The sequence below is a fragment of the Aggregicoccus sp. 17bor-14 genome (assembly GCF_009659535.1).
In the GTDB taxonomy this organism is placed as follows: Bacteria; Myxococcota; Myxococcia; order Myxococcales; family Myxococcaceae; genus Aggregicoccus.
In genome coordinates this window covers 313,198-328,236 of record NZ_VJZZ01000008.1, presented here as the reverse complement: position 1 = coordinate 328,236, position 15,039 = coordinate 313,198, and the positions used below count along the sequence as shown (strand labels likewise).

Genomic DNA, 15,039 nt, shown 5'->3' with positions numbered 1-15,039 from the left:
TCGGCAGGCGAGGGCAGGTCCCCATGCAGAAGTGGCTCCTCGTCAGCGCTGCGCTGCTCCTGCTCCTCGCGGGCGGCGCGCTCGTGTGGCCGCGCGCTGCCGCCTCCGCGGCCGCAGCGGCCCCGGCCGCAGCGCCGGGACCTGCCCCGCGCACCTTCCTGCCCGTGGCGGTGCAGCGCGAGGACGCGGGCGGCCTCACGCTCAGCGGCCACGTGCGCGACGCCGCCGGCCAGCCGCTCGCCGGCGCCGACGTCTTCCTTGCCGCGAGCGCCGAGGAGACGCTCGCGAGCGAGCGCTGCGAGGTGTGCGGTGAGCCGCTGCTCTCCTGCGAGGCGCACGAGAGCGCGCGCCACGTGGCCGGGCTGCTCTCGCGCGAGGAGGGCCTGCTCGCGCCGCGCGCCCGGGTGCGCACGGACGCGGGGGGCGCGTTCCGCTTCGAGCACCTCGCCGGCGTCTCCTTCACGGTGTGGGCGCGCGCGCCGGGCCGCGGCGTCGCCTCGCACGAGCGCGCCGCCCCCGGCGAGCCCGTGGAGCTGTACCTGCCGGCCGAGCGCACCTTGCGCGGCGAGGTGGTGGACGACGCCGGCCGCCCCGTGCCCGGCGCCCGGCTGCACGCGCTGTCGCGCCGCGCCCCGGTGGGGGTGAGCGCCGAGGCGGGCGCGGACGGGCGCTTCGCGCTCGAGGGGCTGGGGGAGGGGCCCTTCTACGTCCTCGCCCGCGCGCCCGGCTTCCTGCCCGCGGTGGCGCCCTCGCTCGAGGCGGGCGGGGAGGGCGCGCACCTGGTGCTCGTGCCCGAGCGCACGCTGGAGGTGCGCGTGGTGCGCGGCGGCAAGCCCGTGGACGCCGAGGTGCAGCTCAGCGCGGACCACCTGCAGCGCGCGGTGCGCACCGTGCGCGGGCTCGCGCGCCTGGAGGGGCTCTCGCCCGGGCGAGTCACCGTCGCGGCCTCCGAGGGCAGCCTCGGCAGCGCGCCGCGCACGCTCGAGCTCCTCCAGGCGCGCACGCAGGTGACGCTGGAGCTGGAGCCCGGAGGGCGGCTGCTCGTCACGGTGGTGGACGAGGCCGGCGAGCCGGTGCCCTCGGCCCGGCTGCAGCTGCGCCTGCGCACCGGGGAGCCGGTGCGCAGCGAGCGCGCGGAAGGGGGCGCGCTCGTCACCTTCGGGCCGCTGGCCCCGGGCGACTACCTGCTCGAGGGCAGCGCCGAGGGCTTCGCGGACGGGGAGCTGCCCGCGCGCGTCGCGCCCGGTGACACGCCGCTCGAGCTGCAGCTCGCGCGCGCCACCTCGCTCGCGGGCCGCGTGCTGGACGTGTACGGCCGCCCCGCGCCGGGCGTCTCGGTGCTGCTGCAGCCCACGGGGGACACCACGCTCTCGGACGCCGCGGGCCGCTTCCACTTCGCCGTGCCCTCCGCGGGCCTCTACACGCTGCACGCGCACCACTCGGAGTGGGGCGGGGGCTCGGTGCAGGCGCAGGCCCCGGCGCAGGGCGTGGAGCTCTCGCTCGAGCCGCGCGCCGCCGTGGAGGTGACGGTGACGGGCGGCGGCGAGCGGCTGGAGGGCGCGGAGCTGATGCTCTGGCGGGACAAGGAGGACGTGTTCCACAGCGACCGCGCCTCGGGGCCGGACGGCGTCGTGGCCATGCGCGGACTGCCCCCGGGCAGCTACTGGCTCGTCGCCACCCAGCGCGAGCACCTCCCCTCCGAGCGCCAGCAGGTGCGCGTGGAGGAGGGGCAGACGGCGCGGCTCTCCGTGGAGCTCCCGCGCGGCGCGAGCCTCTCGGGCGCGGTGGTGGACGAGCGCGGCCAGCCGGTCGCCGGCGCGCAGGTGGGCGTGCTGCCGCGCGCGGTGGCGGCCACGACGAGCGACGCGGCGGGCCACTTCGCGCTGCGCCCGCTTCGCGCCGGCGTGCGCTACCGGCTCGAGGCGCGCCGCGAGGGCTACGATCTCACCGAGCGCGTCGAGGGCAGCGCGGACGGCGAGCCGGTGCGGCTCGTGCTGAAGCGGCGCGACCTCTTCCGCGGCCGCGTGCTCGCGGACGACGGCACGCCGGTGAAGCGCTTCCAGCTCGACGAGCAGGAGGTGTCCAGCGCGGACGGCCGCTTCGAGGTGGCGCTGCCGCGCGCAGGCGACCAGGTGGTGGTCTCCATCGAGGCGCCCGGCTTCGAGCCGCTCCTGCTCGAGCGCCCCGCGCAGGAGGACCTCGGAGACCTCGTCCTGAAGCGGGCCCCCACGATTTCAGGCACGGTGCAGGACGCCTCGGGCGCCCCCGTGAGCGAGGCGGTGGTCTCCTGCGACGTGTGCGACGACTCCGCGCTCACCGGCGCGGACGGCCGCTTCACCCTGCCGCGCCCGCCCTTCGTGCCGCAGTACACCCTCACCGCGCGCAAGGGCCGCCGCACCGCCTCTCAGCGCATCGCGCGCGGCGAGGTGCCGCCCGCGCTCACCCTCACGCTGCAGCCCGCCACGCGCCTGTGGGGCACCGCGTACCTGCCGGACGGCCGGCCCGCCGCGGGCGTGGAGCTGGAGGGGCTGGACACCGAGCGCGGCGAGCCGGTGCAGGTGGTGACGGGCCCGGATGGCCGGTACAGCGTCGAGCTCCCGCCCGGTCCCTACCGCTTCACGCTGGAGCCGGGCGCCGACTTCGCCGGTGCGCCGCTCCTGCTCGTGCAGGTGCGCGGCGGCGAGCAGCACGTGGACCTCGGGCCCGCGCCGGGCACGGCGTCGCTCACCGTGCGCCTGCAGCCGCAGCGGGGCTGGGCGCTGTGGGCCGTGCCGGGGCAGGTGGCCATGACCGGCAACCCGCCGCGCGAGCTGCTCCAGGTCCCGCTGGGGCAGCTTGTCTACCAGCCCCGCGGGGAGCAGGTGACGCTGCGCGGGCTCGCGCCCGGCCACTACACGCTCGTGTACGCCCCCTTCCACGTGGCGGCGCCGGAGGGCCCCCGCGTGCGCGGCGCCGACGTGCCCTCCCAGGGTGAGGTCAGCCTCAACCCTTGACGGCGCCCACACTTCCCCCGGGCTCTCCTGGCCGGAGGGTTGCGACCGGGCGGGCTCGCGCATATGGAGCAGCCATGGACCTGACGGCCTTGCAGGGTCGCCGCGTGGCGGTGGGCGTGGGGGGCGGCATCGCCGCGTACAAGGCGTGCGAGCTGGTGCGCGAGCTGCAGCGCGCCGGCGCCCAGGTGCGCGTGGCGATGACCGAGGCGGCGCAGCAGTTCGTCACGCCGCTCACCTTCCAGGCCCTCAGCGGCCACGCGGTGCTCACCAACTACTTCGACCCTGCGCAGGAGGAGGGCTTCGGCCACCTCGACTTCGCGCGCTGGGCGGAGCTCTACGTCGTGGCGCCCGCCACCGCGGACCTCCTCGCCCGGATGCGCGCCGGGATGGGCGGGGACGCCGTCACCACGTCGCTGCTCGCCTTTCGCGGCCCCGTGCTGCTCGCGCCCGCGATGAACGTGGCCATGTGGGAGAACCGGCTCACGCAGGAGAACCTCGCCGCGCTGCTGAGCGAGCGCCGCTTCGGCGTGGTGGGGCCGGGCGCCGGCTCGCTCGCCTGCGGCGACGTGGGCGCGGGGCGGCTGGCGGACGTGCTGGAGATTGCGGCGGCCGCGGCGCGCCGGCTCTCGGACGGGCCGCTCGCGGGCAAGCGGGTGCTGGTGACCGCGGGGCCCACGCGCGAGTACCTGGACCCCGTGCGCTTCCTCTCCAACCCCTCCACCGGGAAGATGGGGCTCGCGCTCGCGGAGGCCGCGCGGGCGCTGGGGGCGAAGGTGACGGTGGTGCTCGGGCCCGTGGGCGCGGTGGACCGCACCGGCCTGGAGGTCGTGGACGTGGTGAGCGCCGAGGACATGGCGCGCGAGGTGCTCGCGCGCGTGGAGTCGGCGGACGTCTTCATCGCGTCGGCCGCCGTGAGCGACTGGCGCCCCGCGCAGGTGGCGCCGCAGAAGGTGAAGAAGACCGAGCGGCCCGAGGTGCTCGAGCTGGTGCGCACGCCGGACGTGCTCGCGGAGGCCTCGCGGCGCGTGGCGGGGCGAGAGCGCCGCCCGCTGCTGGTGGGCTTCGCGGCGGAGACGGAGCGGGTGCTCGAGCACGCGCGCGAGAAGCTGCTGAAGAAGGGCCTGGACGCCATCGTCGCCAACGACGTGACCGAGCCCGGCGCAGGCTTCGCCGCGGACACCAACCGCGTGACGGTGCTCACCCGCGACGGGCGCGAGCAGCCCCTGCAGGGCAGCAAGCGCGAGGTCGCGCGCGCCGTCCTCGACCTGCTCTGTGCCAAGCTCCCCTCTCCCTCTGGGAGAGGGACGGGGTGAGGGAAGGGCGCCTCTCCGCTGCGTCACGCTGAGCCCGGGCTGCGCACCGGGCCCCTCTCGTTATCTTCTAGGACTCCGTGAGCGAAGACATCGACATCAACGAGCAGCTGCGCGAGGTCCTGGAGGACGTGCGCCGCCACCTCCTGTGGAACGAGGGCGACGCGGGCCGCACGCTGCTCGTGGACGCCGCCCAGGCGCGCGCCGCCGCTGCAGCCGCCGCGCCCGCCACCGAGCGTCCCGCACGCGCGGCCAGTGCACCGCCGGCCGCAGCGCCGCGCGCCAGCGCTCCGCCTGCGCCTGCCGCCATCGCTGCACCGGCGCGCGCGGCCACGCCGCCTGTCGCTGCCGCGGCTCCCGCCCTCTTCGACCTGGGCGCCACGCAGCGCCCGCTGCCGCCGCTGCCGGGCGTCGTGGACGGCGAGCGCCCCACGCTGGATCAGATCCGCGTGGAGCTCGGGGACTGCCGCCGCTGCAAGCTGTGTGAGGGGCGCAAGAACATCGTCTTCGGCTCGGGCAACCCGCGCGCGGAGCTGGTGTTCGTGGGGGAGGGGCCCGGCGAGACCGAGGACCTGCAGGGCGTTCCCTTCGTGGGCAAGGCCGGTGAGCTGCTCACCAAGATGATCGAGGCGATGGGCTTCAACCGCGACAGCGTCTACATCTGCAACGTGGTGAAGTGCCGGCCGCCGGGCAACCGCAACCCCGAGCCGGACGAGGTCGCCTCCTGCGAGCCCTTCCTGCGCGCGCAGCTGCTCGCGCTGCAGCCCAAGGCGATCGTGGCGCTGGGGAAGTTCGCGGCGCAGACGCTGCTGCGCGACACCACGCCCATCACCCGCCTGCGCGGTCAGTGGCGCGAGTACCAGGGCGTGAAGCTGATGCCCACCTTCCACCCGGCCTACCTGCTGCGAAACCCCGCCGAGAAGAAGGCGGCCTGGTCGGACCTGCAGCAGGTGATGAAGTTCTTCGGCAAGCAGCCCGGAGGGCGCTGAGCCACCGCACGGGGAGCCCCGCGATGCAGGGAACGCTGGAGAGACAGACGTTTCAGTCCCCCGCGCTCGAGGGCAACGCGCTCGGAGACCCCGCGCGCCGCGAGCTCACCGTGTACCTGCCCCCCGGCTACGCGCAGGGCCAGGGGCGCTATCCCGTGGCCTACTTCCTCCACGCCTTCGGCAGCGGTGGGCGTGGCTGGACGAACGCGGCCGGCTTCGGCCTCAACGTGCCCGAGCGGCTCGACGCGCTGGTGGCGAGCGGCGCCATCTCCCCCGTCATCGGCGTGTTCCCGGACGGCTGGACCGCGCTGGGCGGAAGCCAGTGGGTGAACAGCGAGGCCACCGGGCGCTACCGCGACTACCTCGCGCGCGACGTGGTGGGCTTCGTGGACCGCAGCTACCGCACGCTGCCGCGCGCCTCCTCGCGCGCGGTGCTCGGCCACAGCTCCGGCGGCTACGGCGTGCTGGTGATGGGGCGCCACCACCCCGAGCTCTTCGGGCACCTCAGCTGCCAGTCCGGGGATGCCTACTTCGAGTACTGCTACCTGCCGGACCTGCCCAAGGCGGCCGGCGCCCTGCTCAAGGCCGGCGGCCTCGAGCCCTGGTTCGCGGAGTTCCAGCAGCGCGCCCGCTCCACGAAGCTGCGCGGCGATGACTTCCCCACGGTGAACGCGGTCGCGATGGCGGCCGCGTACTCGCCCAAGCGCGGCGAGCCGCTCGATGTGGAATTGCCCTTCGAGCTGCAGACGGCGCGGATGCGGCCCGAGGTGTGGAACCGCTGGCTCGCGCACGACCCGGTGCGCTTCGTGCCCGAGCACCTGGACAGCTTCCGGCGCCTCTCCAGCGTCTTCATCGATTGCGGCAGCCGTGACGAGTACAACCTGCGCTGGGGCGCGCGGATGATCGCCGGCGCGCTGAAGGCCGCCGGCATCGACGTGCAGCACGAGGAGTTCGACGACGGCCACTCGGGCGTGAGCTACCGCTTCGAGCGCTCGCTCGCGTATCTCGTGCCCCGCCTGCAGCGCGACGACGCACGGTAAGTCGCCGGATTTGCTGCGGGTGTGTGGATGTGTGCTGCCCGGGGTTTGTCCCTGAGATGCACCGGAAGTGTCTCATCACCTACAGTCTGGCCCCGCCCGCGCCTGGGACTCCCCTCGGACCGTCTCCCCACGGCCTGCGACCGCGCGGCTCCAAGCTCATGGTGATGGCTCGATGGAACACGGCGCTCCTGCTGGGCGCGCTGCTGGCGCTCTCTGCGTGCGACAAGCGCGAGTGCCAGGTGGATGCGGACTGCGAGGACGGCAACGCGTGCACGGTGGACGCCTGCGTGAACCAGGTCTGCGAGGCGCACGCCGCGCAGACGGATGACGGCAATGCCTGCACCGCGGACTCCTGCGACCCGGCGACGGGCGTGAAGCACGCGGCCATCAGCGTGGATGACGGCAACGTCTGCACCGCGGACAGCTGCGACCCGGCGGTCGGCGTGAAGCACGTGGCCGTCAGCGTGGATGACGGCAATGCCTGCACCGCGGACGCGTGCGACCCGGCGACCGGCGTGAGCCACACGACCCTGGCCATGGACGACGGGAACGCCTGCACTGCGGACGCGTGCGACCCCAACACCGGGGTGAGCCACGCGTCGGTCCCCGTCGATGACGGCAACCCCTGCACCGCCGATGCGTGCGATCCCGCGACGGGCGTGAGCCACACCGCGGTCAGCGTCGATGACGGCAATGCCTGTACGGCGGACGCCTGCGACCCTGCGACCGGCGTGAGCCACACGGCGGTCGCCGTGGACGATGGCAATGCCTGCACCGCCGACGCCTGCGACCCTTCCATGGGCGTGAGCCACGTCGCCGTCAGCGTGGACGACCAGAACGCCTGCACCGCGGACAGCTGTGACCCCGCGACGGGAGTCCACCACACCGCGGTCGCCGTGGACGACGGGAACGTCTGCACCGCGGACAGCTGCAACCCGGCGACGGGCGTGACGCACGCAGCTGTCAGCGTCGATGACGGCAACGCCTGCACGGCCGACACCTGCGATCCGATCGCCGGCGTGAAGCACGAGGCGGTGGCCGTGGATGACGCCAATGCCTGCACGGCGGACTCTTGCGACCCCGCGACCGGTGTGAAGCACGCCGCTGTCAGCGTGGACGACGGCAACGCCTGCACCACGGACTCCTGCGACCCTGCGATGGGCGTGGCCCACGTGGCGATCGACCCGGATGACTCCAACGTCTGTACGTCGGACTCCTGCGACCCGGCGACGGGCGTGAAGCACACGGCCGTCGCGGTGGATGACGGCAACGTCTGCACCGTGGACAGCTGCGACCCGGCGCTCGGAGTGCACCACGAGCCGTCCAACCCGGACGACGGCAATGCCTGCACCACCGACTCGTGCGACCCGGTGTTCGGCGTGAAGCACGACGCGATCGCGACCGACGATGGCAATGCCTGCACCATGGACGGCTGTCTTCCGGAGGAGGGGCCCTTCCATCTGCCCGTCGATCCGGACGACAAGAACGCCTGCACCGCGGACAGCTGCGACCCGGACACCGGCGTGCACCACGCCGAGGTCGCCGTCGATGACTCGAACGCCTGCACCACGGACAGCTGCGACCCCTCCACCGGCGTGCACCACGACCCCACGGACGTGGACGACCACAATGCCTGCACCGCGGACGCGTGCGATCCGGTGCTGGGCACGAGCCACACGCCCATCGACGTGGACGACCACGACGTCTGCACCGTGGATGCCTGTGACCCCGTCACCGGCGTGAGCCACCAGGCCGTGGCGGTGGATGATGGGAATGCCTGCACGGCCGACTCCTGCGACCCCGTCACCGGCGTGCACCACGAGGCCGTGAACGTGGACGACAGCGTCGCGTGCACCACCGACGCGTGCGATCCGTCCTCCGGCGACGTGACCCACACGCCCAACGACTTCGCGTGTGGTCCGCAGCAGGTGTGCCGCGCCAGCGGCTGCGTGGCTGTCGGCCCCGGCGACCAGGTCGGCGAGGTGGTGATCACCGAGTTCAGCGCCCTGGGCAGCGAGTTCATCGAGCTGCACAACACGACCGCGGCGCCTGTGGACATCCACGACTTCGTCTTCCAGAACGGGGCGAACGCGCTGGCCAACGTGCGCGCGCTGAACGACGTGAACGGCACCGCGGGAACGCCCGTGATGCTGCCCGCGGGGGGCTACCTGTACGGCGTCGCCAATCCCGTGAGCGGCATCGTCCCGGCCGGGGCGGGCTTCGTGTACGGCGCCATCGGCACCTCCTTCGCGCTCGCGGACGGCGGGGACGTGCTCTCGCTGCACTCGCCCAACGGTGCGGCCCTCGAGGACCTCGTGGACTTCCGCAACTTCATCACGGACCCGGAAGCGAAGATGGCGGCGCAGGCCTTCCCGGGCTTCGCCGGCGTCTCGACGCAGCTGGACCCCGCCTCGCGCACGGCCGCCGGCAACGACTCCGGTGACAACTGGTGCACCAGCTTCTACTCGGGCGCCCCCGGCTCGCATGTGAGGGTGTCGAACACGGCGGGGGCGGCCAACGGCAGCTGCAGCGTGGCCGTCATCAACGAGGCATTCATCGACCCCGCCAGCACGGATGACGGGAAGGCCTTCCTCGAGCTCGTCGGCCCGGCCGGCGCACCCGTGGGCGGCCTGAAGGTCGAGGACGTCGAAGGGAAGGGCACCAGCGCGGGCGCGCGCAATGCGGGCGCCACCGGGGACCTCAACGGGACGGATCCCGCCGGCGAGCTCACCCTGCCTGCCGGCTGGCGCATCCCGGCGGACGGCGTCCTCGTCATCGCGGACGGCGTCAACGGCACCACCTCGGGCTCCTTCACCGCTTCCCTGGTTCCGGGGCTCGGCGCCGGTGACGTCACGGTGCGCGACATGGACCTGGAGAACAGCGGTGGTGACTCCATCATCCTCGCGGCGCCCAGTGGCACCGTCTGGGATGCTGTCGGCCACGATCCGGCGGGGGCTGCCCTCGACGTCAGCGCGACCACCTTCAAGATCAACAACCTGGCCCTGCTCATGTACGAGGGCCAGACCGCCATCACGCCGACCGACAACGTAGGCTATGCGCTGTGCCGCGACGCGCTGAGCTCGGACACGGACAACAACCGCAACGACTTCCACGTCTGCACCACCCCGAGCCCGGGCCAGGCCAACATCCTGCCCGCCGCGACCAACATCACCTCCGTCACGCCGAACAACACGGTCGCGAGCGGCGCCGCGACCACCACGAACGTCGTCATCACGGGAACCGGGCTTGCGTCCGGTGCGACGGTGAAGTTCGGGACGGTCAGTGCAACGTGCACCGCCACGGGGACCACGCAGCTCACCTGCACCGCGCCTGCGAACGCGACGGTGGGCCGCGTGGACGTCAGCGTGAGCAACACGCTGCGGGGCGGCGGCGGAGCGGCCAGCGCGAGCAACGCGTTCACGTACACCGGCTCGCTCAACGGCAGCGCGAACCCGCTGCAGGCGGACTACTGCAACCTGCAGTTCCCGGGGTCCTTCACCTTGGCGCCCGGCGCGGCGACGCCGGTGGTGTACGGCCAGCTGTTCGAGGCGGGCCTGACCGAGGCGCCGGGCGCACCGGCCGGGACCATGGCGCAGCTGGGCTACGGGCCTTCGGCGTCGAACCCCACCCTCGTCACCACCTGGCGCTTCTACGACGCGAGCTACAACGTCCAGGTCGGCAACAACGACGAGTACCAGGGGAGCTTCACTGCTCCGGCGACGATCGGTGCGTACAGCTACACGTACCGCTTCAGCTTCGACAGCGGGCTCAACTGGACCTACTGCGACCTCAACGGCGCGGGGTCCAACGGGAGCCTCCCGCTCGAGACCACGCAGCTGGGCGTGATGACGGTGCAGTAGACCCGGCAGGACGATTGACGCAGTGAGCGGGGGAGCTGGGCCACGGGCCTGGCGCCCCCGCGCTGCGTCGGGGGCAGCGTTTCTGCGAGCACTCGGCGCCCGGAAGGACGTAGAAGGCGGGGCCATGACCAACGACCGATACGGCCTGTCTCGCGTGGTGGGGGAGAAGGGCGTGCTGCCGCAGCGGGCGCGCAAGCTGGACCCCTCGCTGCCGTGCCGCGACTCCGAGCTGCTCATCGACGTGGAGAGCCTCAACATCGACGCGGCCTCCTTCAAGCAGATCAAGGACGACGTGGGCGGCGACCCCGCACGCATCGCCGGACGCATCCAGGAGATCGTCCGCGAGCGCGGCAAGATGCAGAATCCGGTCACCGGCTCGGGCGGCATGCTCATCGGGCGGGTGAAGGAGATCGGCCCTGCGCACCCCGCGCGCGAGACCCTGAAGGTCGGCGACCGCATCGCCACGCTGGTCAGCCTCACCCTCACGCCCCTGGTCATCGAGGAGGTGAAGGCGGTGCACGCGGGCATCGACCGCCTGGACATCCGCGGCCACGCGCTGCTCTTCGCGAGCGGCCTCTACGCGAAGCTGCCCACGGACATGGCGGACACGCTGGCGCTCGCGGCCCTGGACGTGTGCGGGGCGCCCGCGCTGGTGGCGCGCCACGTGCGCCCGGGAATGACCGTGGCCGTGCTCGGGGCGGGCAAGAGCGGGGCGCTCTGCCTCGCCCAGGCGCGCACGCAGCTGGGAGGCAAGGGAAAGCTGCTCGCCCTGGATATCTCGCAGAACGCGCTCGCTGCGCTGCAGGGCATCGGCCTGTGCGACCAGGCGCTCAAGGTGGACGCCACCCAGGGCGTGGACGTGATGCAGGCGGTGTCTGCGGCTACTGGCGGCGCGCTCTGTGATCTGGTGATCAACTGCGCCTCGGTGGCCAACACCGAGATGGCCACGCTGCTGAGCGTGAAGGACGGCGGCACCGCCATCTTCTTCTCCATGGCCACCAGCTTCACGGCGGCGGCTCTGGGCGCCGAGGGGGTGGGCAAGGACGTGACCATGCTGGTGGGCAACGGCTACGTGCCGGGGCACGCGGACCTCACCCTGGAGCTGCTGCGCCGCGAGCCCGCGCTGCGGCAGCTCTTCGAGCAGCGCTACGTCTAGCGCAGCGCGGCAACCGCTCCGTGCGGGCTGGGGGTTCCCCAAGGCGCACAAGTAGGGTAGAGGGGGCCATGCCTGGCCCCTTCATCGAGGACGCGCAGATTGCCCATGCGCGCAAGCTCGCGGAGGAGATCACCGACCCGGTCTTCGATCTCATCCGCCGGAACACCACTGTCTCCATCGAGCGCACGGTCCTGCGCTTCTTCGGCCTCTCGGGGGCAGGGACGCGCGGCGTCCCGCTCGCCAACCTGATGGTCGATCGCCTCCACGAGGCGAAGGTGCTCAACCGCGGCGCCGCCTACTGGTACGGCCGCGCGCTGCACATGGGAGCCAAGAGCCCGCTCGAGGCCGTCGAGCGCCTCACCGCGCTGCCCAACGACAAGCTGGGACCCCTCTCGCCCGAGGTGGAGGCGAACCTGCGCGACGAGGTGCGCTCGGAGGCGCGCGCCGCGATGGAGGACCTCAAGGGCCGCATCGCCCAGCGCGACGCCCTGCGCAAGCAGTTCCCCATGCCGCCGGCGCCCCACAAGTACGTCATCGTGGCCACCGGCAACATCTACGACGACGTGGACCAGGCGCGCGCCGCGGCGCAGGCCGGCGCGGACGTGATCGCCGTCATCCGCTCCACCGCGCAGAGCCTCCTGGACTACGTGCCCCACGGCGCCACCACCGAGGGATACGGCGGCACCTACGCCACCCAGGAGAACTTCCGCATCATGCGCGAGGCCCTGGACGAGGAGAGCCGCAAGCTGGGCCGCTACATCCAGCTGACCAACTACTCCTCGGGCCTGTGCATGGCGGAGATCGCCTTCGCCGCGGCCTACGAGCGGCTGGACATGCTGCTCAACGACGCGATGTACGGAATCCTGTTCCGCGACATCAACATGCGCCGCACCTTCATCGACCAGTACTTCAGCCGCCGCATCTGCGCGCTCGCCGGCATCATCATCAACACCGGCGAGGACAACTACATCACCACCGCGGACGCCTACGACGCGGCCCACACCGTCATCGCGAGCCAGTTCATCAACGAGACCTTCGCCAAGCGCGCGGGGCTCAAGGACTGGCAGCTGGGCATCGGGCACTCCTACGAGATCGACCCGTACCGCGAGGAGACGCTGCTGCTCGAGCTCTCGCAGGCCATGCTCGTGCGCCGCTGCTTCCCGGACGCGCCGCTCAAGTACATGCCGCCCACCAAGCACAAGGAGACGGACATCTTCTTCAGCCACGCGTACGACGTGATGGCGGACCTGGTGGCCATCTGGACGCGGCAGGGCATCCAGCTGCTGGGGATGATGACCGAGGCCATGCACACCCCGCTGCTCGCGGACCGCTACGTGGCGCTCAAGGCGGCCAAGTACATCCACACCGCGGCGCGCGGCATCGACGAGGAGTTCACGGTGCGCGAGGACGGCAAGATCGCCAACCGCGCGCGCTTCGTCTTCGGCGAGGCGATGAAGCTGCTCGAGGAGTGCCGCAACGAGGGCATGGTGGCCGCCATCGGCAAGGGCCGCTTCGGCGACGTGAAGCGCGAGGAGACCGGCGGCAAGGGCCTCGAGGGCGTCGTGGAGAAGGCGCCGGACTACTTCAACCCCTTCCTCGACCTCCTCGAGTCCTAGAGCGCGCACCATGGCCAAAGCGACCAAGCAGATCATCCGCCCCTACGGCGACCGCCGCGACGACGGCGTGGTGCAGCTCTCCTTCACGCTGCCCGTGCCCCTCTCCGAGAAGGCGAAGGAGGCCGCCGCCGTCTTCACCCGCAAGATGGGCTTCACGGACGTGAAGGTGGCGGCCGCCGAGAGCGCCGCCGACAGCTACACCTTCTTCATCGTCTACGCCCGCTCCGGCGTCTCGCTCGACTACGCCGAGATCGACGTGCCGGAGGTGGTGCAGAAGAAGATGAGCTACGACGACCTGAACAAGTTCATCCACGACAAGGTCGGCCGTCGCATCGTCGTATTCGGCGCCTGCACGGGCACGGACACCCACACCGTGGGCATCGACGCCATCCTCAACATGAAGGGCTACGCGGGCGACTACGGCCTCGAGCGCTACCCGGGCTTCGAGGCGTTCAACCTCGGCAGCCAGGTGCCCAACGAGGTGCTCATCCAGAAGGCGATGGCTCGCAACGCGGACGCCATCCTCGTGAGCCAGGTCGTCACCCAGCGCGACGTGCACAAGGACAACAGCCGCCAGTTCATCGAGGCTGCGAAGGCGGCGGGCATCCACGGCAAGACCATCCTGCTGCTGGGCGGCCCGCGCGTGGACCACAAGCTCGCGCTGGAGCTGGGCTTCGACGCGGGCTTCGGCCCCGGCACCAAGCCCAGCGACGTGGCCAACTACGTCACGCACGCCGTGCTCAAGAAGATGGGCAAGGAGAGCGCGGACGCGCACTACCAGGGGGAGCCCTCATGAGCCACAAGTCCATCATCCGCCTGCGCATGAGCAGCCACGACGCGCACTACGGGGGCAACCTCGTGGACGGCGCGCGCATGCTCGGCCTCTTCGGCGACGTGGCGACCGAGCTGTGCATCCTGCAGGACGGGGACGAGGGGCTCTTTCGTGCCTACGACTCGGTGGAGTTCCTCGCGCCGGTGTACGGCGGTGACTTCATCGAGGCGGTAGGGGAGATCACCCACGTGGGCACCACCAGCCGCAAGATGAAGTTCGAGGCACGTAAAGTCATCGTCCCGCGGCCGGACGTGAACGCCTCCGCTGCGGACCTGCTGCCCGAGCCGGTGGTGGTGTGCCGCGCCACCGGCACCTGCGTGGTGCCCAAGGACAAGCAGCGCGGAGGGACGAAGTGATGAGCAAGCCCATGGTGATCACCGCGGCCCTGGTGGGCGCGGAGACGACGCGCGAGCAGACGCCCTACCTGCCCATCACGGCGGAGGAGATCGGCATCGAGGCGGCGAAGTGCCGCGAGGCCGGCGCCGCCATGGTGCACATCCACGTGCGCACCGCGGACGGCAAGCCCAGCCAAGACGCGGAGCTGTTCCGCGCCGCCATCCGGGAGATCCGCAAGCGCTCGGACATCCTCGTGCAGACCTCCACGGGCGGCGCGGTGGGGATGAGCGTGGACGAGCGCTGCGGTCCGCTCACGCTCACCGGCAGCGACCGCCCGGACATGGCCACGCTGTCCACCGGCACCGTCAACTTCGGCGAGGACGTGTTCTGGAACCCCCGGCCGCTGGTGCGCGACATCGCCACGCGCATCCGCAAGCTGGGGCTCAAGCCGGAGATCGAGTGCTTCGACGCCGGGATGATCGACGAGGCGCGCTACCTCGCGAAGGAGGGCTACGTGGAGCTGCCGGCCCACTTCGACTTCGTGCTCGGCGTGCCAGGTGCGCTCGCGGCGCGCCCCGAGGCGCTGGACTTCATGATCGCCTCCATCCCCGAGGGCTGCAGCTGGACGGTGGCCGGCGTGGGGCGCTTCCAGCTCCCGATGGCCGAGCTGGGCGCGGAAAAGGGCGGCCACGTGCGCGTGGGGCTCGAGGACAACATCTACCTGTCCAAGGGCGTGCTCGCGAAGGGCAGCTACGAGCTCGTCGCGGAGGCCGCGAAGCGCGGCCAGGCCAAGGGCCGCACGCTCGCGACGCCGCAGCAGGCGCGCGAGCTGCTGCGCCTGGGGTAGTCACGCAGGAACACGGGTCAACGGCACCCTCTCCCTCTGGGAGAGGGCTGGGGTGAGGGA

10 protein-coding genes are annotated in these 15,039 nt (G+C 72.3%); all 10 read left to right on the top strand.

Going from position 1 to position 15,039, the window contains the following annotated elements; translation table 11 throughout:
* The first annotated feature begins 23 nt into the window (after positions 1 to 23).
* The 10 genes from FGE12_RS17505 to FGE12_RS17460 all read left to right on the top strand — a co-directional run bounded on the left by FGE12_RS17505 (position 24) and on the right by FGE12_RS17460 (position 14,979).
* Positions 24 to 2,993, top strand: a complete 2,970-nt coding sequence (locus FGE12_RS17505) for a carboxypeptidase-like regulatory domain-containing protein (RefSeq protein ID WP_153867607.1) — start codon at positions 24 to 26, stop codon at positions 2,991 to 2,993.
* Between the two features lie 74 nt (positions 2,994 to 3,067).
* Positions 3,068 to 4,306 (top strand): bifunctional phosphopantothenoylcysteine decarboxylase/phosphopantothenate--cysteine ligase CoaBC, encoded by a 1,239-nt coding sequence (gene coaBC, locus FGE12_RS17500; RefSeq protein WP_153867606.1) that lies wholly within the window; start codon positions 3,068 to 3,070, stop codon positions 4,304 to 4,306.
* A gap of 77 nt (positions 4,307 to 4,383) precedes the next feature.
* Complete coding sequence (locus FGE12_RS17495; protein ID WP_194797978.1) at positions 4,384 to 5,292, top strand: uracil-DNA glycosylase; 909 nt, start codon at positions 4,384 to 4,386, stop codon at positions 5,290 to 5,292.
* A gap of 23 nt (positions 5,293 to 5,315) precedes the next feature.
* The gene (locus FGE12_RS17490) at positions 5,316 to 6,332 is read left to right on the top strand and encodes an esterase family protein (protein WP_153867605.1); all 1,017 of its coding nucleotides are present in this window, start codon (positions 5,316 to 5,318) and stop codon (positions 6,330 to 6,332) included.
* Between the two features lie 164 nt (positions 6,333 to 6,496).
* Positions 6,497 to 10,192 (top strand): IPT/TIG domain-containing protein, encoded by a 3,696-nt coding sequence (locus tag FGE12_RS17485; protein WP_194797977.1) that lies wholly within the window; start codon positions 6,497 to 6,499, stop codon positions 10,190 to 10,192.
* Between the two features lie 124 nt (positions 10,193 to 10,316).
* Complete coding sequence (locus FGE12_RS17480; RefSeq protein WP_153867603.1) at positions 10,317 to 11,348, top strand: L-erythro-3,5-diaminohexanoate dehydrogenase; 1,032 nt, start codon at positions 10,317 to 10,319, stop codon at positions 11,346 to 11,348.
* A gap of 68 nt (positions 11,349 to 11,416) precedes the next feature.
* Positions 11,417 to 12,964 carry a lysine 5,6-aminomutase subunit alpha gene (locus FGE12_RS17475; protein ID WP_153867602.1) on the top strand — a complete coding sequence of 516 codons (1,548 nt, stop codon included), beginning with the start codon at positions 11,417 to 11,419 and terminating at the stop codon, positions 12,962 to 12,964.
* Positions 12,965 to 12,974: 10 nt separating this feature from the next.
* Positions 12,975 to 13,760 carry an OAM dimerization domain-containing protein gene (locus FGE12_RS17470; RefSeq protein WP_153867601.1) on the top strand — a complete coding sequence of 262 codons (786 nt, stop codon included), beginning with the start codon at positions 12,975 to 12,977 and terminating at the stop codon, positions 13,758 to 13,760.
* Complete coding sequence (locus FGE12_RS17465) at positions 13,757 to 14,152, top strand: hotdog domain-containing protein (protein ID WP_153867600.1); 396 nt, start codon at positions 13,757 to 13,759, stop codon at positions 14,150 to 14,152. The genes FGE12_RS17470 and FGE12_RS17465 overlap by 4 nt, the downstream gene beginning before the upstream one ends.
* A complete protein-coding gene (locus FGE12_RS17460; RefSeq protein WP_153867599.1) occupies positions 14,152 to 14,979 on the top strand; it encodes a 3-keto-5-aminohexanoate cleavage protein in 828 nt (275 codons plus the stop codon). The genes FGE12_RS17465 and FGE12_RS17460 overlap by 1 nt, the downstream gene beginning before the upstream one ends.
* Positions 14,980 to 15,039 lie beyond the last annotated feature (60 nt).

Coding starts and splice junctions, on each gene's coding strand:
- FGE12_RS17460 (WP_153867599.1), top strand. CDS start 14,152: ATGAGCAAGCCCATGGTGATCACCGCGGCCCTGGTGGGCGCGGAGACG.
- FGE12_RS17505 (WP_153867607.1), top strand. CDS start 24: ATGCAGAAGTGGCTCCTCGTCAGCGCTGCGCTGCTCCTGCTCCTCGCG.
- FGE12_RS17490 (WP_153867605.1), top strand. CDS start 5,316: ATGCAGGGAACGCTGGAGAGACAGACGTTTCAGTCCCCCGCGCTCGAG.
- FGE12_RS17475 (WP_153867602.1), top strand. CDS start 11,417: ATGCCTGGCCCCTTCATCGAGGACGCGCAGATTGCCCATGCGCGCAAG.
- coaBC (WP_153867606.1), top strand. CDS start 3,068: ATGGACCTGACGGCCTTGCAGGGTCGCCGCGTGGCGGTGGGCGTGGGG.
- FGE12_RS17485 (WP_194797977.1), top strand. CDS start 6,497: ATGGCTCGATGGAACACGGCGCTCCTGCTGGGCGCGCTGCTGGCGCTC.
- FGE12_RS17465 (WP_153867600.1), top strand. CDS start 13,757: ATGAGCCACAAGTCCATCATCCGCCTGCGCATGAGCAGCCACGACGCG.
- FGE12_RS17480 (WP_153867603.1), top strand. CDS start 10,317: ATGACCAACGACCGATACGGCCTGTCTCGCGTGGTGGGGGAGAAGGGC.
- FGE12_RS17470 (WP_153867601.1), top strand. CDS start 12,975: ATGGCCAAAGCGACCAAGCAGATCATCCGCCCCTACGGCGACCGCCGC.